Below are 23,004 nucleotides of genomic sequence, written 5' to 3'. Positions count from 1 at the left end.
ATGGCCACAGAACGCAACGAAGCAGGTCGCCAGCTAGGCGGCGAGCTGGTGATCCCGGTGCTCGCGATTGCTTTCACGCTTTATTTCTTCAGCACGATCTGGAATTCACCCTGGACGGCTCAGGTGAGTGCATTCGCAGTCGGCGGCATCCTTCTTCTGGTCTGCGGCATCTTTATCCTGCGGTGCATTTTCTGGCTGCGCGACGGGAAGGCCACGCTGGGATTTGGCAACCTGTTCAGCCGCGAGGATATAACAACAGGCCGGATCGGCTTGCTGATGGCCACAGTCGGGTACAGCGTATTTATCGGCCGGTTTGGTTTTACGCTGACGACGTTCCTGTTCCTTGCGCTCAGTATGATCATCCTGTCCAGGGGCAAGCGCCCGGTCTTCATCACGCTGATTTCGGCAGCGATGGCGCTTGGCGGCTGGGCCATATTCATCTGGGCTTTTGACACCCGGTTTCCGCGCGGCTGGTTCGAGATCACAATGAAGGCGGTGCTGGGAAATGGGTGAAACGACCACAATACTGTTCGAAGTATTCATCGATACAATCGGCTACTGGTGGGTGATTATCCCAACAATTTTCCTGGGCTTGATCGTCGGCGGAATTCCGGGGTTTTCCGCTGCCAATACGATCATCATTCTGATGCCACTAACGCTGGCGATGGACCTGCAGACGGGCCTGGTCTTCATGGTGACGCTCTATTGCGCGGCACGGATGGGCGCCGGCATCCCCGCCATTCTGGTCAATATCCCCGGGACCGCAGGCGCGGCGGCGACGCCGCTTGACGGGTATCCGATGGCCAAGGCGGGCAAAGGTCAGCAGGCGCTGGCAATCTCGTTCGTTTCTTCAAGCATCGGCGGGCTGCTGACCACGCTGATTGCTTTGGCGACGATGCCGCTTCTGGCGCGGGTCGGGTTCTATATGCATTCGGTCGAAATGATCGTGGTCATGCTGTTCGGCATCTCTCTGATCGCCTCGATTGCCTCGCAGGATATGCTCAAGGGCCTGATCGCGGGCTTTTTGGGACTGATGATAGGGTCGATTGGCACGGATGTGGTCTATGCAACGCCGCGTGGAACATTCGGGTTTCTGGAGCTTTACGACGGGGTCCCTTTGATCCCTGCGCTGGTCGGTCTGTTCGCTGTTTCCGAAGCTTTCATCATTATCGAAAAGAGAGTGATTGTCAGCCACGAGGGTGATGTCAAAACGGGCAGCTGGCACGACACGTTTGAGGGTGTGCGGATTGCATTGCGGCACTGGTGGCACATCGTCTGGACCTCGGTCATCGGGCTGATTATCGGGGTGATCCCCGGTGCTGGCGCATCAATTGCAAGTTTTGTCGCCTATCAACAGTCGCGGTCCCTGTCCAAAACTCCAGAGCTGTATGGCACCGGTCATCCCCAGGGTCTGATCGCACCGGAATCTGCCAATAATGGGGTGACGTCCGGAACCCTGGTGCCCTTGCTGGTGCTTGGCATTCCGGGCGGTGCCACTGCGGCGATTATGCTGGTGGTGATGCAGTACCATGGCGTCAGTTTCGGGCCGTCGCTGTTTGAGACCCAGCCCGAGATCGGCTACGGCATGTTCATGGCAATGGCGGTCGCATATCTGCTGATGTTCCTGACCATCCTGCCGCTCAGCCGGTATATGAGCCACGTCACCACCATTCCTACGATCTATCTGGCGCCAATGATCATCTCCTTCACGCTGGTCGGCGGTTTCGTGCCGCGCGAGTATATGTTCGACATGTATCTTGCCCTGGGGTTTGGCCTGTTGGGTTATATCGCCCGGCGCACTGGCTATCATGTCGCCGCGATCCTGATCGGGGTCATTCTCGGGCCGCTGCTGGAACGGTACTTCCTGCTGGCGCTGAAGAAATCAGACGGCGATATCATGACGCTGTTTTCCTCAAAACTGGGCAACGTATTGTGGGTCGCTCTGTTTTTTTCGCTGGTGCTGCCAGCGGTGTTTGACTGGCGGCGCAAGCGGCGGGAATTGATGGGACAACAGCGAAAGTTGGTGGGATAATGAGACAGGAAATCGAATACGAGCTGATGCGGAACATCCGCCAGCTGGGCCATCTGGATATTGCAGGCGGCGGCCAGATCGTCGTGCAAGATGGTTATGCCTATATTGGTCATATGAAACCACCGATGGGCACGTCCATTATTGACATCGGCGACCCGGCCAACCCAACGGTGGTGGCGCATGTGCCTCCGCCTGACGGGCTGTCCCATACTCACAAGGTTCGCGTCTGCGGTGACATCATGATCACCAATGTCGAACAGGACCAAAGGCATTTCCTGCGAAAAGGCGCAAAGATCGCCGAAGTGCGCGCCAGGCTGGGGGCTGGGTCATCCGATGCGGAGATTGCCGCGCAACTGGGGGTGGAGCCCGCTGACATCGCGGTGCTGGAGGACGCGCAAGAGCGTGGCTATGACAGTGGCGGTTTCCGGGTCTGGGATATCAAGGACAAGACCCGGCCAAGGCTGCTGTCTTATGTCAGGACACACGGGTTTGGCGTCCACCGGTTCGACATGGACAAAAGCCACGCCTATATCTCGACCGAGATGAAGGGGTATATCGGCAATATCCTCGTCACATACGACATCACCAATCCCTCCGCCCCGGTCGAAATCTCACGCTGGCACCTGCCCGGTCAGCACATTGCGGGTGGAGAGACCCCGACCTGGGACGGCTACGGCGTGCGCCTGCACCATGCCATGCGCTGTGGTGACGAGTTATGGGCCGCGGTCTGGCATGCTGGCTTTCGGGTGCTGGATGCCCGCGATCTGACTGCGCCGAAGGTGAAGGGAAGTTATCGTTTCCCGCCCGCCATTCCGGAACCGACCCATACCGTCATGCCGCTGGAACAGACCATTGGCGGCCGCCGTTACGCCGTCGCCATTGATGAGGAGCACAATCATTCACCTGGCCGGTTGCATGCGTTTATCTGGATCCTTGATGTCACCGATATCGGCAATATGGTGCCCGTCGCGGCCTGGGACCTGTCTGAGCGCGCCAGCCCGTGGGCCGGACAGGACGGGGTTCGGTTCGGGGCGCATCAGTTCCGCGAAAAGCTCGACTGCACGCTGGTCTATGCCACCTGGTTTGCCGGCGGCTTGCGGGTGCTGGATCTTGCCGATCCCATGCAGCCTGTGGAAGTGGCGCATTTCATCCCGGAACCGGGGCCCGGCGGACCGGCGCAATCCAATGATGTCGACGTGGATGACGCCGGGCGGATCTATTTGCTCGACCGCAACAACGGTCTGGATATTTTGGAAATACCGCGATGAGTGAACCGGACCTGCTGCCCCCTGGTGTCGATCCCGGCAAAAAGGCACTTGGCATTCGTCGCGTGAGTGCACGCAACGAGGCCTCGACCCGCTCTGTGATGATGGTACGGGATCACGTACTCATCACGGATGAAAAAGGCACCAACACCGGACCGACGCCACTGGAAATGGCGCTCTCTTCGCTGCTGGGCTGTGAAGGTGTCATCATCAACCGTTGCGCCGAGGCGATGCAATTTTCCTACACAGCCGTGGATATGGAAGCTGATGGCGAGGTCGACCAGCGCGGTTCCCGCGGCGTCGTTGGCGTTCGACCCTATTTTAACTGGGTCAAACTGCGTATCCGGGTCCACACGGACGAAACCCAGGACCGGTTTGAGCGGCTGACCCGGAATGTCGAATACCGCTGCCCGGTGATGAACCTGTTCAGGTCGGCAGATGTCAACATCGTTGTCCGGTGGGAGCGCGTGACACCGTGACACTGAAGTTGCACATCAATGGCAAGACCTACGGGGTCTCATCAGATCCCGGAACGCCGTTGATCTATGTGCTGCGTGACGAGTTGAAACTGAAGGGCAGCAAGCTGGGCTGCGGGCTGGAACAATGCGGCGCCTGCGCTGTGCTGGTCGATGGCAAGGTGGAAATGTCCTGTGTGACAGCGGCGCAGGCTTTTGCGGGCCGTGAAATCACCACCATTGAGGGAATTGGCAACAGCGCATTGGGCCGCCGCGTTCAAGCGGCATTCGTTGAGTTTTCGGCGGCGCAATGCGGCTATTGCACAGCGGGTCTTATCGTCGCGACAACCGCACTGCTGCACCGGGATGCGGCACCTGACCGCGCCGCAGTGACCACCGCTTTGTCGCCACATCTTTGCCGCTGCGGATCGCATCCCAGAGTGTTGAAAGCTGTGGATCAGGCGGCACGATCGTGAGCATTGATGCTTATCCCCTGATCGCTGACTGGATCACTACACGCGATGGGCGCTTGCTGGTCCATACCGGAAAAGTCGATATCGGTCAGAGAATATCGACCGCGTTGACGGAGATCGCGCATGAAGAACTGACCATTCCACCGGACCAGATCGACATCGCCCCGGTGCGCACCAGCCGCGCGCCTGACGAGGGCATGACCTCGGGCAGTAATTCCATCGAACAATCGGGACATGCGGTCCGCTGCGCCGCGGCCACGCTGCGGGCCCGGCTGATTGCGCTCGCCGTGTCACGGTTGGGCGGCGCGCCAAAAGACTGGCGGATTAGCGGTGGCGTTCTGCGAGTTCCGGGCAGCAACCGCCAGATCTCCGTCCTCAACTTAATCGACGAGGTGCCCGCGGACACCGAAATCGACCGGCATGCACCATTTTTGACGCGCCCGCCGGGTACTGTTGCGAAACCGGCCATGCGGGGCTTGTCAGAGATGGTACTGGGACGATTCACGTTTGTTCATGACCTTGAAGCGCCGGGCATGTTACACGCCAGGACCATACACCCACCTCATGCCCGCGCACGGCTGGACCGCATCGAGCTGAAAACCACCGACCGGTCGAGAGTTGAGGGCCTGCACATCATCCGGGACGGCAGTTTCCTGGCCATCGCCGGGTCGCAGGAATGGCCGCTGGTTCAGGCGTCAGTTCAGCTGGCCAAAGCCTGCTGCTGGGACCCGGGCGGTGGCGTGCCGGAAACGGATGTCTTCACACAGCTCGTCACCGCGAACGCCAGCCGTTTCCCAGTCATCGATGGCGTTCCGCAAAACTCTGGCGTGCCTGACGCGCTGCCCAAACCAGACATGCATGCGCGTTACGAGCGTCCCTACCAGATGCATGGTGCGTTGGCCCCGTCCGCCGCCATGGCGCATTGGGATGGAGAGACACTGAAGATACACTGCCACAGTCAGGGCATTTATCCTTTGCGCACCAGTATTGCCGACAGCCTGGGCCTGCGCCACGGGCAAGTCGACATCACCCATGTGCCCGGCTCAGGATGTTATGGCCACAATGGTGCAGATGACGCCGCGTTTGAGGCGGCCCTGATATCCATTGCGCTTCCCGACACGCCCATCCTGCTGAAATGGAGCCGCGAAGATGAACACAGCAACGCGCCATATGCCCCTGCTATGGTCATCGACCTTGCTGCAAAGCTCGCCGACGGGAAAATTGCTGCCTTTTCTGCCGAGGCCTACAGCGACACCCATGGTGCGCGCCCCCGCCCGGGTCCGAACCGGGCCGGCCCTGCCAGACTGCTTGCCAACCGGCTTCGCGCCGATGCCATTGGTCCTGTGCCGCCGCAACCCAACATGGGCCGCCACACCGGCATCCACCGCAACCTTGATCCGATCTACGCGTTCCCCAAGAAACGTCTGGTCAAAAATCTTGTCACGGGCGGGCCGCATCGCACGTCGGCAATGCGATGTTTGGGCGCCGCCGCCAATATTTTTGCCCTTGAAAGTTTTCTGGACGAACTGGCGCGCGGCCAGGGCGCCGATCCGATTGCCTTTCGCAAAGCTTATTTGACTGACCCGCGCGACCGTGCCGTGCTGGACGAACTGCAGCGCAAAACAATGCTGTTGCCGGACCTGCCGGAAACCGGCGGGCGCGGCATTGCATATGCGCAATATAAAAATCAGATGACCCGCGTTGGTATCTGCGTAGATATCGACACCGATGATCGCGCAAATATCTACCTGACAAGGGCCAATATCGTCGCCGACGCAGGCAGGGTGATCGATACTGAGGGGTTAAGCGCTCAGTTGGAGGGGGGATTCATACAGGCCGCCAGCTGGGCGTTGTACGAGGCCGTCACATGGGACCGCGACGGCATCCTGTCACGCGACTGGGACAGCTATCCGGTGATCCGTTTTGGCAATATCCCAACGATTGATGTAACGATCCTGAACCGGCCTGAAGACAAATCCGTCGGCGCCGGAGAGGCATCGCCCGGCCCTGCCATTGCCGCCATCGCCAATGCGGTTTTCGATGCAACCGGCATCCGTATGCGCCGGATGCCTTTTACCCCGGACGCCATCATGCAAAAAGCATTCGCTGATTGACAGACAAGCGGCGGAATTGTGCGTCCCCAATCAGCGAGCGACCTGAAACGGATCTCATAACCACAGGCCGGGCCAGCCCCGAGGATGCCAGTTTGCCGCGTTCCCAAACTTCTCGCCGATGACATCTGTCCGTCGTCAGAGCAATATATCTTCTCCGCCATAGAGTGCAGCATCGCGACGACTATCAACCAGCCCTAACCGGTCATGCCCTTGCCGCCCCGGGGCTCGCCTGCCCGCTTCGGTCAAGGATCCATTGAACCGCCGCCGGCAGATCATCCACAACCGCGGTGGGCCCTGGGTCAACATCCTTCTCGGCACCGGGCAGGTATTTTCCGGTGCGCACCAGCAGCGCGCAGCCAAGCCCGGCCACAAGCGCGCCAGAGACATCCATCTCGGCATCATCGCCAATCATCACTGCGTCAGCGGCATCACAGCTCATGCTGGCCAGGGCTGCGGCAAAAAAACCGGCCGACGGCTTGCCGAGGATTTCCGCGCGGCGGCGGCTGGCAAATTCCAGTGCGGCTACAAATGCGCCGGCGTCCAGGCTGAGCCCGCCGTCATCGTCCCGGAAATACCGGTTTGACGCCAGCGCCAGAAAATCCGCGCCCGCCACCAGTTCCCGGAATGCGGCATTCAGCGCCTCAAAGGTGAAAGCTGGACCGGCATCGCCAATCACCACCGCCCGGGCCGCATGCGCCGCCAGCCCTTGAAAATCTTCCATCAGATCCGGGTGAATGAGCAGATGAGGGGAGCGTTTACGGTGGGCAAGCAATTCGCGCGCCACTTCGGCGGGGGTGAACAGCTCCTCCCCGGCAATGACAATCCCCATCTGGCGAAGGCGGGCCAGAATGTCTTTTTTCGGCACCCGCGTCGAATTTGTCAAAAACCGGATTGCCAGCCCCGCATCGCGCAGGCGCGACAGCGCATCTTTGGCGCCCGGCAACACATGAGTGCCGACGTAGATCACACCGGAAAGATCAAGCAATACACCTCTGATCATCACCTGATCATGCCAGGCCACAGCCGGATCGTCAAATCCGCCGCGATAAGCCTGACCGGGCGGCCTGTGCCACGCGCGGCTCTCCCCCATACTGGCGAAATTATTCGGCAGCTGCATTGGTCCACAAAGATACGGTCGCAGCCTTATGATTAACACAATGAGCGAGCGGTTCTTCGCTGCGCGGACAGGAGTTCAAGTCATCATCCGCCTGGCGGACGCTCACGGGTTTTTGCGCAACAAATTGGGCTGCGTTTGGTTACCCATGCTGGCCAGGTGACCGGCCCGCACGCTTCTGCTGGTTTCCCCTGGCAAGACAAGGGCAGGATTCAGGACACGTCCTTAAGGAAATTCAGCACCGCAGTGTTAAATTCAAAAGGTTTTTCGATATTCGACAGATGCGCCGCATCCTCCAGAACCACATGGCATGAGTTGGCGATATTTTCGTGCAGGACCAGTGCCTGTGCCGGCGTACAGGCTCGGTCTTGGGCACCAACCAGAACAAGCGTGGGCTGGCCAATATCTTTCAGAATATCAGTCTGGCTCATGTCACGTACTGCTGAAGCGCACCCGATATAACCCGGGCCGCCGGTGTCCCGTATCATCCCTTCCACAAAGCTCACAGCAGCGGGCGAACGCGCGATAAACCCTGGGGTAAACCAGCGCTTGATGGTCCCAGCCAGCAGCCCCTCGATCCCTTTGCTCTCTGCTGTGGCAATGCGCTCGTTCCACATATCCGGTGTTGGCATCTCAGATGCCGTGTCACACAGCATTAGTGACCGGACGAGATCAGGACGGTTTACCGCAATTCGTTGGGCGATCATCCCGCCCATCGACAGGCCCAGGAAGTGAACAGGTCCGACACCCAGCGTTTCGATCAGTGCCTCCGCGTCGCGTGCCAGCATCCCGATGGAGTATGCGCTGTCAGTGGTCTCGGTTGCCCCATGGCCGCGCGTATCATAGCGCAGAACCCTGTAGTTGGCAGAAAACGCGGTCATTTGTGGGTCCCACATGCGATGCGTCGACATCAGGCTGTTTGACAACACGAGTACCGGGGCATCTTCCGGGCCATCGAAACGGTAGGCCATCTTTATTCCATTGGCCGAAATGTACTCCACCATGCGTCATTATCCCGTTGTTGTCAGTTGCGTAAGCTATGTCGTTGAGCGTGACGCTGGTTACGCCACTATTGTCATCATACTATTGGCTCATCCGTCGTAAATGCTTTGGTGTGTCGCGACGCAGGAAAACGTGACTGTGATGCAACAGCTGCAGCTTTGTCCCGCCCCGCCGCCAGTCGGAAGGCAATTTTGCGGCATGACGCATCAATGGCGGCTCCTCCCCCGATGGCGCGTCGTTTCCGGAGCCGGGTCAGTGGCCGGAGTGGGCCGGAGCTTCGTGATTTGGGTTGCTGTGCCAGGGGGGGCCGTATCTGCAAAACCCGCGACAGGACACCGGACTATATTTGAACTGGTCCGGTGCATATGTGCGGTCTGCGAAAGGGTATCCTGTCATGACTGATGGAAAGGCCAATGACGACGAGACGCCGACTTTCTGATGAATTCAAAGACTCCGCGGCACCTGAGACCCTGCCTGGCGACAAGACGGTGCTGGAGCTTGCAGCCAGGCACACCATTCACCCGACGCAGATAACGAACTGGAAACGGCAGGCGATTGACGGGCTGACAGGGGTAGTTTTTGAAAAGGAGAAGAGGGCTGGGGATATCGGGATGCTCAACACGGCCTCACTGCCGCGCTCTGAAGTGCCTTTAAGCCACGTAGCGTTCACGGTGGAGGCCGGCCTGCCAACCACAGGCGGGAACAGGTAATTCGCCCAAGGACGACATTTGCTTCATCGCCTCACCTATGCTGCCAATCGCCCCGCAAGAATCCGCATCAGGCATCGTTGCGCCGAGGTGACAGCCTCGTTGCACCGAAGTGGCAGCCTCGTGGAGCGATGTCAGCAACGACAGTAGCATCCGTAGGCAGCATACTTTGCAACCGTTTGTGACCTGCACCGCCGCTGACAACGATAATATCCGGCTTCCAGGTTATGCATCCAGCCAGAGGGGGTTGGACCAGGCGCGCCTGCCAGCGGCATCAACAACCACGGCCCGGCACCAGTCGCCTGAAACTGCTCAAGTTGCAATTCAACCCGCGTCAGTGATCTGCCATGTGTACAAACGCTGCGGGATGTTGGCCCGACAAGCATCACCGATTGCGCCGCTGAGGTGTCCAGTGTTGCCGATCCACCATGTTGCGTGATGTTGTTGATCAGCGGGCCCTGGGTTGCATAATAATACCCCGCCTTCAACGCCTCCAGCAGCGCTTGGGTGGGCGGCGGTTGCTTTTACCATCACCCAGCCGCCGAACGCATCGTCTGATTTCCAGTGGCTGTCATCCGTTGCAATACAACCCAGTCGCTTACCCTGGATACGAACGGCGTATTTCCCGACCTTCTCATCCTGGCAACCGTGTTCTTCATCATGCCGACGCCGCCTTGCATATGCAGGGTCACCGACGCAAAACCATCGTCGGCCGTAAGTTCGGTGCCGTCGTGGAACATCACCCCTTCGTGGATTGTGCAATCCCACACATCCAACATGTCATTGGACGTCAAAGCGCTGGCCAACTCGAGCTGCACATTCATGTCTTCATCGACCCAGGTCAGCGCATTCCACATCGAACGTGTCAGAAGATCAAGGTGGTGGTATGCGTGCTCACCCCGGTTTGACTGTCCCAGCGCCCAGTTGGGATAGGTCTGGCCATAGACCAACGTGCCACCCATTTTCGAGGTTTGCCCGACAATCATATCGGACACAGCATTGGTGGTACTGGCCAGCGCCAGGTTTGGATTAAGGATGTGGGATAGCCCGAATACCGCTGCACCTGTGCGACCTGGCTCATCAATTGCCTGTGTGTTAAGTACTTAAGCTTCTTCTGGGATTCAGGCTCTCTATTTTTCATGTTATTATTCCTCCGTAGGGTGAACATCGCTGCACCAGGTGCGTAACGTCACTATTCAAAGCGGTTTCAGATCCAGACCTGCACCGCCTGATATTCATGCCAGGAGCCTCGCCAGAGCCTTTCTACCAGGCTATGGAGGCATGCTTGATACTTTTTTGTCTTTTATGGCGTTAATGCTACCGGTTCGCCCAATAAATGACGACTCAGCGGCCAATGCATTATTGTAGCGGGCAGCGCTTTTGTCCGGCTGTCTTCCGGCGTCAGATCGCCGTTAATCTGATACTGACTGAATGACGCTTAGACGACGAGTTGCTATTCTTGCTGGGCCTGTATGCGGGAGACACCGCCGCGGGCAGACGCGCAAGACGGCCAAATTCCTCCTTGCGGAATTCCCTCAGCATGCGATTTGTGACCGGCTCTTGCATACGCCGACAGATATAAAAGTTGGTCCGGTCTGCATCGCTGTATCGGATAGTGAGCCGCCAAACATTGGGCGAATCCGTCAAACATCGCCTGAAACAGGTTAAAAACGTACCAAATATATCGTCGATCCGTAGTAGAACGGGCTCTGAAAAAGACCTGCTCTGCATATCAGTGCGAAGACAATACCGTGGATCCGCGCGAAAAAGTGGTGGCACCAAACCATCGGGTGCCAATTGCGTCGGTAGAAAAACATGGAACCGGACCTGGAAGTCGTTCAGATCGGACAAAGTGAATCTTTCAAAGCCTGGGAGCACGGATATCTCTTCCACACAGTACGCTGGCATTTCCACCCCGAGTACGAATTACATCATGTAGTCGAAACGTCAGGACGTTACGACGTTGGCGATTACATTGAAGAGTTTGAACCCGGGCATCTGGTTCTGACCGGCCCCAACCTGCCCCACAACTGGATAAACAACATACCTGAGGGCCATCATTGCAGGCCTTGGTATGGAAAACGTGCTATCGTCAGCCTGGTTGCGCTCTACATCGCGGGGATTTGCGGCATTGGCTATGGCTTGCGTCAGATTAATGAGGCGAAGGCGGCGAACGGAGCGCCGGTCAAACGGATCATGATCAGCGGTGGCGCCGGGCAACAGGATCTGGTGTGCCAACTGCTGGCCGATACGACGGGCAAACCGGTGGTCGCCACGGCATCTGAAGAACCGGTTCTGCTGGGCTCGGCGATTTTGGCAGGCCTGGCGGGCGGTGTCTTTCCCGACATGACCCTTGCAATGACAACAATGTCATCTTCAACGGCTGCATTTGGGCCCGCCTCAGGTCGCCTGGCCGAACACCACGCCGCGCGGTTTAACGCGTTTCAACGGCTTCAAAATGTCGCGCGTGAGGTTCAGAAAATTGCGTGACACTGTCGAGGCTTAACGATGAACCAGGAAATGAGCCTCCCCCTTTGAAGTGGCCCGCCCCTATGTTTAACAACAGGTCACAGACATTACTTATTCCAAGACCTGCGAGGGCTTTTCGTATCTGGCGGTTGTGATTGATCTCTACTCCCGTCGGGTGGCTGGGGCCGGGCAGATTGCTCAACTGCGAATGTATAATATTTTGACATTCAAAATATGGCAACGCTGTCTATTTATGCGTCAATATCAGCCGAATATTCCAAGCATCTGTTCACCGGTCATGGGCTGGCCTAATCTCGATTTTCCCGCCTGAACGACCGTGTTGCGGAATTGCCTCGAGTCACTTTTCCGTTGAAGCTTACGACTGCGTTCTCCCCCATTGCTTCCAAATGTGCGTGATGCAGAAAACATTAATTCAGGTTCAGAACCGCCGCTCGCTGCGCTTTGCTCGAACGACTGCTAAGCGGATTTTACAGCCCTTAAATTTTTTTGATCAAAAAGCTGATCACGGCAAGTACAGACAATGGCCTCCAGGTGTCACGCTGCGGTCCCATTTTTGCAGGGCTGCCAATCCAAAACTGCCTTGCTGTCACATTTTGCAACACCAAAGGGGCGTTTTGCAAAATGCGGGCCTTGGAAACCATTCTTTAGGGACCTTTGAGGATACTGGCGCAGTTGGATGAGGTGAGTTTCTTGCCGGTTTAATGTCCGGTTGACTCGGGGCGCGCGGCAGCACGTGTGACCACGCCTCCGATCTGAGCGAAGCCTCAGTCACACGGACAGCAGCTGCAGAGACATTATCCTGGCAAAAATTCCCGTGCCACTGGGGGGCGGGACTGCAATGCAAGGTCGTTAATATGAAAGCGTTTCTACAGATTTTGGGTGGTGTGACGGGTAAGTTCCTGATTGTGCTGATAGCGATGGCGGGAATGACCGGGGCGGCGGTTTTCGTCGGAAATATGGTGTTCAACTCTATTGCGGCGGAAATGAAACCGCTGACCCAAAAACAACTGCCCAATTTGGAACGCGCCGCGACCGTCGCATCCCTTACCGGTGAATTGCGTGACGCGCTGGCTGATATCTTGCTGCTGTCAACGCCGGAGCTGCTGGCGGAAAAGAAGGAGAAGGTTGCCGCTGTGGTGGCCGCAACCCAGGTTCAGATGGCGGACCTGGATGCTGAAAACCGCAGTCAGATGCTGCCGATGCTTGCTGCGACTGAAACGGCACTGAACCAATTGATGGATGCACGTGCCGTTGAATTTTCTGCGCAGGACACGATTGCCAAAGCGGGCGAGGCTTTAAAACTCCAGGGCGCAGACGGCGCCCGTCAGTTGCAGCAGTTGACCAACACCGCCCGGGAAGAACTGATCCAGGCCGGCAGGGATACAATTCAGAAAGTGGATGACACCTTATCGCGGCTGATTGATGAGGATTTCAAAGCGCTTGAGCTGGCCTTAACTGTGCGTTCCGAGATAAGTTTTCTGTCTGGCACTGCACTTGCACTTGCGGAAACCCAGGACCAGAAACTGGTGAAAGAACTGAAAGAAATCAGCCTGGCGTCCACCAGCCGCCTGATCGAACTGGTGCCTCAATTTTCCGAAATATCACAATTTTCTGACGCCAGTGGCCCGGTGAACGAAGCTCTGACAGTCTACAAAACTGCTTTTTCCAATGCTTCTGCAATACCGGTTTCGCTGCGGGATAAAATCATCAAAAGCCGGGAAATTTCAAACAGCGCGCTTGAAACCGCCATAAACGGAACCATTGAGCGTCTGACCAAACGTGTGGCAGAAACCAGTAGCGCAAATGCTTTGGCGATCAATCTTCTGCTGGAATGGCAACTTGTCGAACTGATCGAGCTCAACACCATGGACGCTGCGTTGAAATCTTTCATTATTTCTGGCTTGCAAGGTTCGGTTGCCCCTGATGTGAAACAGGCCAGGAGCATGCAGGACGAACTCTCAATGCAATTGTTTGGTCTGCAGCTCATGGCCAGTGGAAAAGGAGCGGCTCTGGAGGCATTGACTGAAGGGCTTATCAGCATAGTGGATGAAAAAACCGGTATTGTCGCGGCGCGGATCGAATTCCTGAATACGCGCAACGCGGTGACTGCCAGTTCTGCCGAGGCGGCGACCCAGGTTCGTGCCATTTCCGCTGGTGCCGCGGCGCACGGGTCCCAGGCTCTTGCAAATATTTCCGAGGTTGCAGGCCTGCTCGATCAACGTGTTGAGGATGCAACATCCTATATGCAGGCGATCAGCGCTGCGAGCGTGATCCTGTTTCTGATTGCGCCAGTGTTAACCTATCATATGATCGTGCGTCCGCTGCGCCGCGCCACTGCGGCCACTGAGCGCCTCGCTTCCGGGGATATGACAGATCTGACCGGGCTGAAACGCCAGGGCGGTGAAATCGGCAGTCTTGTCCGCGCTTTGAACGTGTTCCGCTCCAATCTCGTCGACAAAGAACGCATGGAAGCAGAACAGGCTGAAGCGGAATTGCAACAGCGCAAAGATGAAGAACAGGCGCGACGCGACGAAATCGGGCGCAAAGAGGCCCAGGCTGCCCGTGAGGCCGAGCGTCGTGAGGAAACCCGTCAACGCGAACTGGCCGAGGCTGAGGAACGTGATGCGATCCGCCGTGCCGCCGACGAAGAGCGAAAGCTGCTCATGGATCAACAGGATCTGGTCGTGGACTCCCTGGCCGCCGGGTTGCAGAAACTCGCCAACGGGGATTTGCGCGCCACTATCGATCAGACTTTTGCCGATCGTTATGAACAGCTTCGTTCTGATTTCAACATTGCGGTACAGACCCTGTCTGAGCTGATCCGCTCGATTTCGTCCAGCGCGGTGACCATCGACCGCAGTTCTGGCGAAATCAGCCATGCGGCGCTGGACCTGTCGCGGCGGACTGAAGAATCGGCCGCCGCTCTCGGCGAAACAGCCGCGACGCTGACCGAGCTGACCTCCTCGGTGCAATCTGCTGCAGATGGTGCCCTGCGCGCTGATCAACTGGTGAGCGTAACCCGCGATAGTGCCGAACAAAGCAGCGAAGTCGTGCGAGAGGCTGTTGAAGCTATGGGGGAAATCGAAAGCTCATCAAACCAGATTTCGAAAATCATCTCAGTGATTGACGACATCGCCTTCCAGACCAATCTGCTGGCGCTGAACGCCGGGGTAGAAGCGGCGCGCGCCGGGGATGCCGGGCGTGGTTTTGCGGTGGTGGCCTCGGAAGTACGCGCACTTGCGCAGCGTTCTTCAGATGCGGCACGCGAGATCTCGACGCTGATTTCCAACTCAAGCAGCCAGGTGCAGCGGGGTGTCGGCCTGGTGGACAGAGCCGGCACTGCGCTGCAGTCCATCGTCACGGAAGTGGAGGAAATTTCAGTCCATGTCGCGGAGATCGCGGCCTCGGCCAAGGAGCAGTCCACCGGGATCACTGAGATCAACCACGCGATCCATCAGCTTGACAGCGTGACCCAGCAAAACGCAGCGATGTTTGAAGAAACCACCGCCGCCAGCCAGGTTCTCGCCGCCGAGGCAACTACGCTGTCCGGCACGGTTGGCGCCTTCTCCACCGATGCGCACGCGGCAACGCCGCCAGTTGAGACCTGGGCCGAAGCTTCATGATCCGGTTTTTCTTTGTCGACCGGCCGCACTTGCAGGAGCGTAAGACACCTGCAGATGCAGAGCATGGCAGGTGATCTGTATGCAGATATGTTGAACGTCCGGACGGTGACAAACCCCTGAAGGCATGTTCGAAAGTATCTTCAGCGATGAAGCCTGTCGCGATTATGTTGACCAGCGGAACAGCATTTTTGACATGAAAAACTCAACGATGTTCGTTCTGACACCCACCGTTAGTCGAAACTGCCCCGTCGTAGCGCCATATGGCGGGGCAGTTTCCATGTTTGAGAGCGTCCGATGACCACTCATCATCTGTCGCTGAAACTTCAAACGCCCGGCACTGCCGGCGACGGCGCGGAAGCGCTCGTGGAAAATGCTGAAAACCAGCTTGGCTTTGTGCCAAATCTATAACCGCAAGGCCGATGGTAAGGGGACGGACCGTTTCTCTCAGGCCTTCTCAAAGCACGTCAGGTTGTTTTCCAAAGACCCAGAATGTGCCCAACAGTCTCAGACACAACATGAAGGACCGCTGCGGCAGGCAGAGGTCTTTGCTGAAACCGCCAGAGCCATTGAGGGGCATTCTTACGGTGTCGGTCACGCCGCTTCCTATGGAAGTGAAATTTCCGCCATAGTAGCGGTCTCTGCGTCACTCGCTTTTGCCTGGGCCGCTTCGCTATTTATTTTGTATCCGCGGTCTTGAGCCCCGCCAATGCCGTTCAAATTCGTCGACGCTGATTGGTTGAAAACAGCCCGGAGATTGCGCCAGACCACCCGACTCAACAAATGCCGATTGCAATGTGCCTTTTATCTGCCCAAATTCACACTCAAGTGCATGTTAATACCGCCTGGAGCAGATGGAATTAATAACGTTTTTCACATCGAAGCCGCCATTTACGGCGCGAATTGCAGAGTGAGGGATTATGTCAGATTTAAAATCAACGGGTCTTCAATCCCTGCACCCGCCAGTGTTGAAACAGCAGCTCCCTCCGGCAACCGGGACCAGCGCACAACCCGATGCTGCATATCATAAAAAAGTTCCGGATTATGTATTGGATGTGCCGTATACATGGAGTTTTTTCACCTACCAAAGCCCGGTTCTGCTGTCCTATGTGGCCCGTCTGAACGGTTTTTTCATGCCCCCACACGCGCAACCTTTCAGCTATTGTGATCTTGGTTGCGGCAATGGCGTCAGCCTGAATTTTCTGGCGGCAGCTTATCCGCACGCAACCTTTTACGGGGTAGATTTCAACGCCGGGCATATCATAAACGCCCAGTCCATGGCGGAAGAGGCCGGCCTCACCAATATCCATTTCATCAACGCCTCATTTGAACAATACGAACTAAGCAATCCACCAAAATTCGACTATATCGCCCTGCATGGAATTTACAGTTGGGTCGGGGTGGAGATTCGCGGACAAATCCGATCTTTGATTGATCAATGTCTCAATCCGGGCGGTCTGGTTTACCTGAGCTACAACACGCTCCCGGGCTGGTCGACTCTCACGCCTCTTTGGAAAATGATGCAGTCATATATCACCGCCGTTGAAGGAGATTCGATTGCCAAGGTCAAAATAGGTCTTGAGAATATCGCGGCCCTCCGGGATGCCGGGGCGGGCTATTTTCGTACCAATCCTTCTGCAAGCCGGTTTTTGGACAAATTGCTGGCCCGCGATCCGCATTATGTGGCGCATGAGTTTTGCAACGGCTGTTTTGAACCGCAATATTTTCGCGATGTGGCATATGAAATGGCCGATATTGGGCTGAGCTTTGCCGGCAATGCTAAGATCCGGCGCAACAACCCTGACAATGTTACCAGCCGCAAACAAAAACCTCACCTGGAGGCGGCACCAAACGCGCTTGAAAGAGAATCCCGCGCCAGTTTCATGCGCAACGAGTCCTTTCGGCGAGACATTTATATTCGCGACCGGAGCAAGGCGCCGGCGGCTGATCAAGACCACTTTTTTGATGATTTGTATCTCGGGGCAAATGTGCCGGTATATCGGATGAAAAGCGAACTGGAGCTTGGCTACCGCCACGTAAATCTGGCAAGTCCTCTGTATCAAAACCTGATCAGGATCGCCGCTGGCGGAGACCATAACTTTGCAGAGCTTTGCCACCATCCGGAACTGGGCGAATTTAGCGCCGGCAAAATTATGTCGGCTCTGCACGACCTGATTGCCGGTGAACAATTTCAGCCGTTGATAAAGCCCGTGCAGCCACAGGCATCAGATGGGGAAAGCACCTACAGACTGGTCTCGAATACCACCCGGGCGTTCATGGCGCGGCGGTTGATTTTGGAGGGCAAAGCCTATGTTGAATCTCCGGTATTGGGGACGTCTCTGCGGCTAAACTTTATCAATGGCCTGTTCACGCTGGCGTTGGATGGTCACACGTTGTCAGAAGCCCGCACCAGCGTAAAAGCAAAATTGGCTCAGTTGACAGATGATCAGGTTTCCGCCCTGAACTTAGCCGCAGAATTTCGTACCGAAGCTTGGCTGGACGAACAATTCCGCCGGTTTACAAAACGCAATTTGCCGATCCTGGTCAAATTTGGGATATTGCAGCCGGATGTCACCAACCGGCCAGATTGAGGCCGAAGCGGCTGCCAAATTACAGACGGTTCGCCGAATTCCGAATGCTGATTTTGAGATGGCACCCGAGACCGGTGTCTGGCCCCTGCCCCATGCACCGACCACGCTGATTTTATCAACACTATATGCCACAAAATATCCGGTCGCCACGCCTGCAACAACCGTCTGGCCGGCAAAGTTGGCGACGTTTCCTCCCTGGCGGATGGATTGTTGCCAACGTTGTGTTTTCGGCCCGGTTGTTTCCGGACGCACTTAAATTCCCGCCTTATGCTCAACGAGTTTTATAACGGTTATCGGGACTTTAACGGTTTCGAAAAACTGGCGCGCGCTTGTGTACAAAGGCATTCATGCCCTCTTTTTGTCCTTCGGTTGCAAATGCAGCCTGGAAATACAGACGCTCTTGTTTCAACCCTTCAGCCAGTGGTGTTTCAAGTGCTGCGTTGACCGCGCATTTGGCCATTTTTACTGCTGGCGCGCTGTATCCGGCAATCGTGTGTGCGGCTTCAAGGGCCGTTTGCAGCAGTTCCTCTTTTGGCACAATTCGCGCCACCAGGCCGGATTCTTTCGCTTCCTGTGCACTGAGATTGCGACCGGTGAGGACCAGATCCATTGCCAGTGCCTTTCCGACAGAGCGGGTCAGCCGTTGCGAGCCGCCAATACCGGGCAGAATACCGAGTTTGATCTCAGGCTGACCGAATTGCGCGTCGTCAGAAGCGATGACGAAGTCGCACAGGAGAGCCAGTTCACACCCGCCGCCCAGGGCGAACCCGCCGACCGCAGCAATGACAGGCTTGGAGATTGTCCTGACCGCATCCCAGGGCGACAGAAAATCATCCATATAGAATTCGGAAAAAGACTTTTCCGCCATTTCTGCAATATCGGCTCCGGCAGCAAAGGCGCGCGGGCTGCCAGTGATGACAATGGCGCCAATAGCGGGATCCGCGTCAAATTCCCTGAGCGTCGCCAGAGTTTCCTCAGCCAGTTGCCGGTTCAGGGCGTTCAGTTGCTTTGGCCGGTTCAGTGTGATCAGACCAACCCGTTCGCGCCGTTCCACAATGATCATTTCGGGCTCAGGTGTTGTCGTCTTTGACGAAGCTGCTACTGACATTTTTGTCTTTTCAACCTTGTTGGCAATCTTGTTCATGTCTTTCTCCAATCAAGCGGCGCTGGAATCGCGCTGCGGCGCGGCCTGGGCGCTTTCTTCTTCTGTTTCTGTACTGATGGCAGTGGCGGCAGGCAGATCGTAGGATCCCTGGCCTGCCATAAGTTCCGCCAACAGCGCTTCGCGGTGCTGCCCAAGGCCAGGGGCATTCATCGGAACATTGGCGTCGATTTCTTCGTGTCCGGTCAGCTTGATCGGATTGCCGGCCGTTTTGAACGGGTTGCCTTTTTGCCCCTGGACCTGAACGATCATGTTGCGGGCCAGAAGCTGCGGATGATCAAGCAGTTTGTCGATGGTGTTAATTGGCGCACAGGGCACACCCACATCGTTGAGCGCATCGATCCAGTGCTGAACCGGGTGCTGAGACAGGATTTTTTCCATCTCAACCACCATTTCAGGACGGTTTTGACAGCGCAGATCGTTGCTCATAAACCGTGGATCAAGCGCCAGTTTCGGCGCGCCAAGCGCATCCGCCATGAGCATGAACAGGGTGTCGTTCCCAGCGGCAATGACGATTTTCTCGTCTTTGGCACGAAAGCTTTCAAACGGGGCCAGCGACGGGTGGCAGTCGCCGGTGCGCCCGGGGACAACGCCTTCGATGTCATAGCGCGCCAATGCCGTTTCCATCAACGCGGCCTGACAATCGAGCATGCCGATATCGACGCGTGTGCCCTGGGCATCTTTGGTGCGGCTGTAAAGCGACGAAACGATGCCCACCGCGGCAAAAAGAGCGGCCCCCAGATCGCCAAAGCTGGTGCCGACACGGGCCGGTTCGCCATCCGGCCAGCCAGTCAGGCTCATGATACCGCCCATGGCCTGAACGACCATGTCATAGCCCGGCAAGTCGCCATAGGGTCCGGAGTGCCCGAAGCCTGAGATTGAGGCGTAGACGATATGCGGGTGGGTTTTGGCCAGCCGGTCCGGGCCATATCCCAGCCGGTCCATCACGCCAGGGCGGAAGTTTTCAACCAGCACATCTGACGTATCAAGCAGGCGTTCCAACAGTTCGCGGTCCCGCGGCGACTTGATGTCCAGCGTGATGCTTTCCTTGCCTCGGTTAAAGCAGGTGAAATACGCCGATTCCTCTTCCACAAAGGGACCAAATGCCCGGGTGTCATCGCCGGTGCCTATCTTTTCGACCTTGATCACACGCGCCCCAAGATCCGCGAGAACCATGGTGCAGTATGGCCCCGCCAGCACACGCGAAAAATCCAGCACTGTGATCCCGTTTAACGGGCCTTTTTTCAGTGGAATGTCATTTGAACCGGCCATCACGCCCTCCCGTAGTTGTCTGCCGCGATCCAGCGCGCAGCTTTTTCTGCAATCATCAACGTCGGACTGTTGGTATTGCCGCTTGTAATCGTCGGCATCACACCGGCGTCGACGACACGAAGCCCCCGGATGCCGCGAACACGCAATTTGCTGTCGACAACCGCGCTGGGATCATCTGCACGGCCCATTTTTGTAGTTCCCACCGGGTGAAATATCGTCGAACCGATATCCCCGGCCGCCCGCGCCAAATCTGCATCCGACTGATATTGCGGCCCCGGTTTGATCTCCTTTGGATTGTACTGCGCCAAAGCCGGTTGCGCGGCGATTTTGCGCACAACGCGCAGGCTGTCGGCGGCGACTTTCCGGTCGTCTTCGGTATCGAGATAGTTCGGTGCGATCGCAGGTGCGTCTTCGGCGCGGGGTGACTTCAACAGTACTGTGCCCCGGCTTGTCGGGTTCAGGTTGCAGACACTGGCGGTAATCGCCGGAAAATCGTGCAGTGGCTGCCCAAAGGCCTCCAGGCTAAGCGGTTGAACGTGGAACTCGATATTTGAATGTTCGCGCGCGGGGTCGCTTTTGGTGAATATGCCAAGTTGCGAAGGCGCCATGCTCATCGGACCAGAGCGCTTCAGCGCATACTCCATCGCGAACGACGCTTTGCCCCAAAGCGTGGACGCCATTTCATTCAGCGTCTTGACGCCTTCAACCTGATAGACGGTTCTGATCTGAAGATGGTCCTGCAGGTTTTGGCCAACGCCGGGTAAATCGTGTTGCACTTCAATGCCATGTGTCGACAAATGCTTGCACGCGCCGATACCCGACAGCTGCAATATATGTGGGCTGCCAATGGCACCGGCACACAGGATAACCTCCGCCTGAGCGCGTACTTTGATATCGTGCCCGTCCATGCGCAGATGAACAGTCGTACACCGCTGCTGGCCGTCAGTATCTTTTTCAAGGCCCAGCTTTGTAACGTGTGCCTTGGTCCAGATTTCCAGGTTGTCGCGCCATTTTGCCGGGCGCAGAAATGCTTTTGATGTGTTCCAACGCCACCCCTTGCGCTGATTCACGTCAAAATAGGCTGTTCCGGTATTGTCGCCGCCGTTGAAATCGTCGGTATCCGGTATGCCGGCCTCGTTTGCAGCGCGCGCGTAGGCATCCAGAATTTCCCACCTAAGTCGTTGTTTTTCAACACGCCACTCACCACCGGCGGCATGTTTGCCGTCGGGGCTTTCGACCCTCTCCCCATTGACGCGGGTAACATCGTCGAGGCGATAGCTGTCTTCATGCGCCTTGAAATCTTCAAGGCTCGCATCCCAGGCCCATTCGTTTTCGCCGGTCAGGTTGGCCCACTGGTCATAGTCCCGCGCCTGGCCACGCATGTAGATCATACCATTTATAGAAGAACATCCGCCCAGGGTCTTGCCACGTGGGTAGAGCAGAGAACGGCCGTTCAGGCCCTTTTCTTTTTCTGTCCTGAAGCGCCAGTCTGTCCGCGGATTGTCGATGCAATAGAGATAGCCCACCGGAATGTGTATCCAGTGGTAATTGTCTTTACCACCAGCTTCCAAAAGCAGAACATTTTTCGTTTTGTCCTCGCTCAACCGATTGGCAAGCAGGGCTCCTGCGGTTCCCGCACCGACGATGATATAATCGAAAACCATGTCCATCAGTTCACAGCCTGCATTGAAAATTCCGCGCCATGGAAACCGGTCTTATCCCGGAGCGTGCCACCGACGGATTTTTGCGCACCGGCAACGCCAGTAGCTGCAAAATGGCTGATCGCAGTAGAGTTCATTCATCGTCTCCCTAAAGAACCCGGCTGGGTTCAGATTTCGCCGCCATTTAATGACTGACCGTCTATTAAATAGCCAAATTTTTTTAGATCTGTCTCACAAGGTCGATTTTGGCCCCAAACCGTCCAGAAAGTCCTCGGAATACCGATCAATTGCTCCGGCAGAACGACCCAGCTTTGCCCGAAGAATGGCGCCTTCCCAACCGATCCAGAAGGCTTCTGCTTTCTTGGCGCAGTCGATCCCGATGTCAATTTCTCCGGCGTCCTGCGCGGCCCTCAGGCACGCCCCTGTCTTCACTTCCCAGTCGCGAAAAACGTCAACCAGCCGTTGGCGGTATGATCCAGGCAATACGGCCATCTCCTGACCGAGATTTCCAACCAGGCAGCCCCGGCGGAAATCAAACCGTGCCATGTTTTCACGCGCCTCAAGCATAAAGTCGGAGATACGCTCCAGTGGTGTGCGCATGATATTGCCGTAGCATTTATCCAACTTGCGCTCAAAGTACCGGGCGTAGTCGTCAATTAGCTCGAGGCCAAATGCCTCCTTGTTTTCAAAATAGGCATAAAACGAACCCTTCGGCACGCCAGCCTTTTTGACGATTTCATCCAGGTTGGTGGAGGCAAACCCTTTTTCAGTCAACAAGGCGACACCTTCTCGGATCAGCCTGTCGCGGATTTCAGCGTATTCCGCCTTATCTTTGGCTGGCCTGCCGCGCGGTCGCGATATTTTTGTGACATTGGACATGGCTGCTATTTAATAAACGAACGTTTTTAAAAGTCCACCCTTTCATTTTTGAGGACGGCGCCTTTGCGATTGAACGGGTATTACTCCGGGTCCCAACACCCCGGAAACCTGCCCGTGTTGCCCGCAAACCGGGTAGTCACTGGTAGGGGGGGCTGCCCGCTCCCTAG

18 protein-coding genes are annotated in these 23,004 nt (G+C 56.7%); 10 read left to right on the top strand and 8 right to left on the bottom strand.

Features of this window, described 5'->3' with window-relative positions:
• The 6 genes from DWA01_RS08945 to DWA01_RS08920 are packed head-to-tail and all read left to right on the top strand — an operon-like array spanning window position 1 to window position 6,339.
• Window positions 1-513: a tripartite tricarboxylate transporter TctB family protein gene (locus tag DWA01_RS08945; protein ID WP_160115989.1), complete on the top strand. Its 513-nt coding sequence runs from the start codon at window positions 1-3 to the stop codon at window positions 511-513.
• On the top strand, window positions 506-2,032 hold the full coding sequence (locus tag DWA01_RS08940) for a tripartite tricarboxylate transporter permease (RefSeq protein ID WP_114285497.1): 1,527 nt from the start codon (window positions 506-508) through the stop codon (window positions 2,030-2,032). Before DWA01_RS08945 ends, DWA01_RS08940 begins: the two co-directional genes overlap by 8 nt.
• Complete coding sequence (locus tag DWA01_RS08935; RefSeq protein ID WP_114285496.1) at window positions 2,032-3,300, top strand: RNA polymerase subunit sigma-70; 1,269 nt, start codon at window positions 2,032-2,034, stop codon at window positions 3,298-3,300. Before DWA01_RS08940 ends, DWA01_RS08935 begins: the two co-directional genes overlap by 1 nt.
• A complete protein-coding gene (locus tag DWA01_RS08930) occupies window positions 3,297-3,776 on the top strand; it encodes an OsmC family protein (protein WP_114285495.1) in 480 nt (159 codons plus the stop codon). Before DWA01_RS08935 ends, DWA01_RS08930 begins: the two co-directional genes overlap by 4 nt.
• Window positions 3,773-4,228 carry a (2Fe-2S)-binding protein gene (locus DWA01_RS08925; RefSeq protein WP_114285494.1) on the top strand — a complete coding sequence of 152 codons (456 nt, stop codon included), beginning with the start codon at window positions 3,773-3,775 and terminating at the stop codon, window positions 4,226-4,228. The genes DWA01_RS08930 and DWA01_RS08925 overlap by 4 nt, the downstream gene beginning before the upstream one ends.
• Window positions 4,225-6,339, top strand: a complete 2,115-nt coding sequence (locus DWA01_RS08920) for a molybdopterin cofactor-binding domain-containing protein (RefSeq protein WP_160115988.1) — start codon at window positions 4,225-4,227, stop codon at window positions 6,337-6,339. Before DWA01_RS08925 ends, DWA01_RS08920 begins: the two co-directional genes overlap by 4 nt.
• A 202-nt stretch (window positions 6,340-6,541) precedes the next feature.
• On the opposite strand, the gene DWA01_RS08915 is transcribed toward DWA01_RS08920, so the two are convergent.
• Together DWA01_RS08915 and pcaD are read right to left on the bottom strand one after the other, a co-directional pair.
• Window positions 6,542-7,456, bottom strand: a complete 915-nt coding sequence (locus tag DWA01_RS08915; RefSeq protein WP_200832531.1) for a TIGR01458 family HAD-type hydrolase — start codon at window positions 7,454-7,456, stop codon at window positions 6,542-6,544.
• A 209-nt stretch (window positions 7,457-7,665) separates the two neighbouring features.
• On the bottom strand, window positions 7,666-8,424 hold the full coding sequence (pcaD, locus tag DWA01_RS08910) for a 3-oxoadipate enol-lactonase (protein ID WP_160115987.1): 759 nt from the start codon (window positions 8,422-8,424) through the stop codon (window positions 7,666-7,668).
• Window positions 8,425-8,868: 444 nt separating this feature from the next.
• On the opposite strand from pcaD, the gene DWA01_RS08905 reads away from it, so the two are divergent.
• Complete coding sequence (locus DWA01_RS08905; RefSeq protein ID WP_160115986.1) at window positions 8,869-9,165, top strand: transposase; 297 nt, start codon at window positions 8,869-8,871, stop codon at window positions 9,163-9,165.
• A gap of 527 nt (window positions 9,166-9,692) precedes the next feature.
• Here the strand turns inward: DWA01_RS08905 and DWA01_RS08900 are convergent.
• Window positions 9,693-10,148 (bottom strand): hypothetical protein, encoded by a 456-nt coding sequence (locus tag DWA01_RS08900; protein WP_136057704.1) that lies wholly within the window; start codon window positions 10,146-10,148, stop codon window positions 9,693-9,695.
• A gap of 829 nt (window positions 10,149-10,977) precedes the next feature.
• On the opposite strand from DWA01_RS08900, the gene DWA01_RS23945 reads away from it, so the two are divergent.
• The 3 genes from DWA01_RS23945 to DWA01_RS08875 all read left to right on the top strand — a co-directional run bounded on the left by DWA01_RS23945 (window position 10,978) and on the right by DWA01_RS08875 (window position 17,863).
• The gene (locus DWA01_RS23945; protein WP_235008485.1) at window positions 10,978-11,652 is read left to right on the top strand and encodes an FGGY-family carbohydrate kinase; all 675 of its coding nucleotides are present in this window, start codon (window positions 10,978-10,980) and stop codon (window positions 11,650-11,652) included.
• Window positions 11,653-12,506: 854 nt separating this feature from the next.
• A complete protein-coding gene (locus DWA01_RS23510) occupies window positions 12,507-15,275 on the top strand; it encodes a methyl-accepting chemotaxis protein (protein ID WP_235008484.1) in 2,769 nt (922 codons plus the stop codon).
• Window positions 15,276-16,192: 917 nt separating this feature from the next.
• Window positions 16,193-17,863 carry a class I SAM-dependent methyltransferase gene (locus DWA01_RS08875; RefSeq protein WP_114285488.1) on the top strand — a complete coding sequence of 557 codons (1,671 nt, stop codon included), beginning with the start codon at window positions 16,193-16,195 and terminating at the stop codon, window positions 17,861-17,863.
• A 301-nt stretch (window positions 17,864-18,164) separates the two neighbouring features.
• Here DWA01_RS08875 and DWA01_RS08870 read toward each other — a convergent pair whose 3' ends face one another.
• From DWA01_RS08870 to acuR, 5 genes are all read right to left on the bottom strand, one after another.
• On the bottom strand, window positions 18,165-18,971 hold the full coding sequence (locus tag DWA01_RS08870) for an enoyl-CoA hydratase-related protein (protein WP_200832535.1): 807 nt from the start codon (window positions 18,969-18,971) through the stop codon (window positions 18,165-18,167).
• 48 nt (window positions 18,972-19,019) lie between these two features.
• Window positions 19,020-20,297 carry a CaiB/BaiF CoA transferase family protein gene (locus DWA01_RS08865; protein WP_114285486.1) on the bottom strand — a complete coding sequence of 426 codons (1,278 nt, stop codon included), beginning with the start codon at window positions 20,295-20,297 and terminating at the stop codon, window positions 19,020-19,022.
• A complete protein-coding gene (locus DWA01_RS08860; protein ID WP_114285485.1) occupies window positions 20,297-21,967 on the bottom strand; it encodes a GMC family oxidoreductase in 1,671 nt (556 codons plus the stop codon). The genes DWA01_RS08865 and DWA01_RS08860 overlap by 1 nt, the downstream gene beginning before the upstream one ends.
• Window positions 21,967-22,095: a hypothetical protein gene (locus DWA01_RS23835; protein ID WP_268807713.1), complete on the bottom strand. Its 129-nt coding sequence runs from the start codon at window positions 22,093-22,095 to the stop codon at window positions 21,967-21,969. The genes DWA01_RS08860 and DWA01_RS23835 overlap by 1 nt, the downstream gene beginning before the upstream one ends.
• A gap of 94 nt (window positions 22,096-22,189) precedes the next feature.
• A complete protein-coding gene (gene acuR / locus DWA01_RS08855) occupies window positions 22,190-22,837 on the bottom strand; it encodes an acrylate utilization transcriptional regulator AcuR (RefSeq protein WP_114285484.1) in 648 nt (215 codons plus the stop codon).
• Window positions 22,838-23,004: the final 167 nt, after the last annotated feature.

Origin of the sequence: Candidatus Halocynthiibacter alkanivorans, from assembly GCF_003333265.1 — a bacterium.
GTDB classification, from domain to species: Bacteria; Pseudomonadota; Alphaproteobacteria; order Rhodobacterales; family Rhodobacteraceae; genus Halocyntiibacter_A; species Halocyntiibacter_A alkanivorans.
The sequence above is the reverse complement of the archived record's forward strand: the minus strand, read 5'-3'. Positions and strand labels throughout refer to the sequence as shown.

Coding starts and splice junctions, on each gene's coding strand:
- acuR (WP_114285484.1), bottom strand. CDS start 22,837: ATGTCCAATGTCACAAAAATATCGCGACCGCGCGGCAGGCCAGCCAAA.
- pcaD (WP_160115987.1), bottom strand. CDS start 8,424: ATGGCCTACCGTTTCGATGGCCCGGAAGATGCCCCGGTACTCGTGTTG.
- DWA01_RS08865 (WP_114285486.1), bottom strand. CDS start 20,297: ATGGCCGGTTCAAATGACATTCCACTGAAAAAAGGCCCGTTAAACGGG.
- DWA01_RS08945 (WP_160115989.1), top strand. CDS start 1: ATGGCCACAGAACGCAACGAAGCAGGTCGCCAGCTAGGCGGCGAGCTG.
- DWA01_RS23835 (WP_268807713.1), bottom strand. CDS start 22,095: ATGAACTCTACTGCGATCAGCCATTTTGCAGCTACTGGCGTTGCCGGT.
- DWA01_RS08915 (WP_200832531.1), bottom strand. CDS start 7,456: ATGCAGCTGCCGAATAATTTCGCCAGTATGGGGGAGAGCCGCGCGTGG.
- DWA01_RS08930 (WP_114285495.1), top strand. CDS start 3,297: ATGAGTGAACCGGACCTGCTGCCCCCTGGTGTCGATCCCGGCAAAAAG.
- DWA01_RS08940 (WP_114285497.1), top strand. CDS start 506: ATGGGTGAAACGACCACAATACTGTTCGAAGTATTCATCGATACAATC.
- DWA01_RS08870 (WP_200832535.1), bottom strand. CDS start 18,971: ATGTCAGTAGCAGCTTCGTCAAAGACGACAACACCTGAGCCCGAAATG.
- DWA01_RS08900 (WP_136057704.1), bottom strand. CDS start 10,148: ATGATTGTCGGGCAAACCTCGAAAATGGGTGGCACGTTGGTCTATGGC.
- DWA01_RS23510 (WP_235008484.1), top strand. CDS start 12,507: ATGAAAGCGTTTCTACAGATTTTGGGTGGTGTGACGGGTAAGTTCCTG.
- DWA01_RS23945 (WP_235008485.1), top strand. CDS start 10,978: ATGGAACCGGACCTGGAAGTCGTTCAGATCGGACAAAGTGAATCTTTC.
- DWA01_RS08875 (WP_114285488.1), top strand. CDS start 16,193: ATGTCAGATTTAAAATCAACGGGTCTTCAATCCCTGCACCCGCCAGTG.
- DWA01_RS08935 (WP_114285496.1), top strand. CDS start 2,032: ATGAGACAGGAAATCGAATACGAGCTGATGCGGAACATCCGCCAGCTG.
- DWA01_RS08905 (WP_160115986.1), top strand. CDS start 8,869: ATGACGACGAGACGCCGACTTTCTGATGAATTCAAAGACTCCGCGGCA.
- DWA01_RS08860 (WP_114285485.1), bottom strand. CDS start 21,967: ATGGACATGGTTTTCGATTATATCATCGTCGGTGCGGGAACCGCAGGA.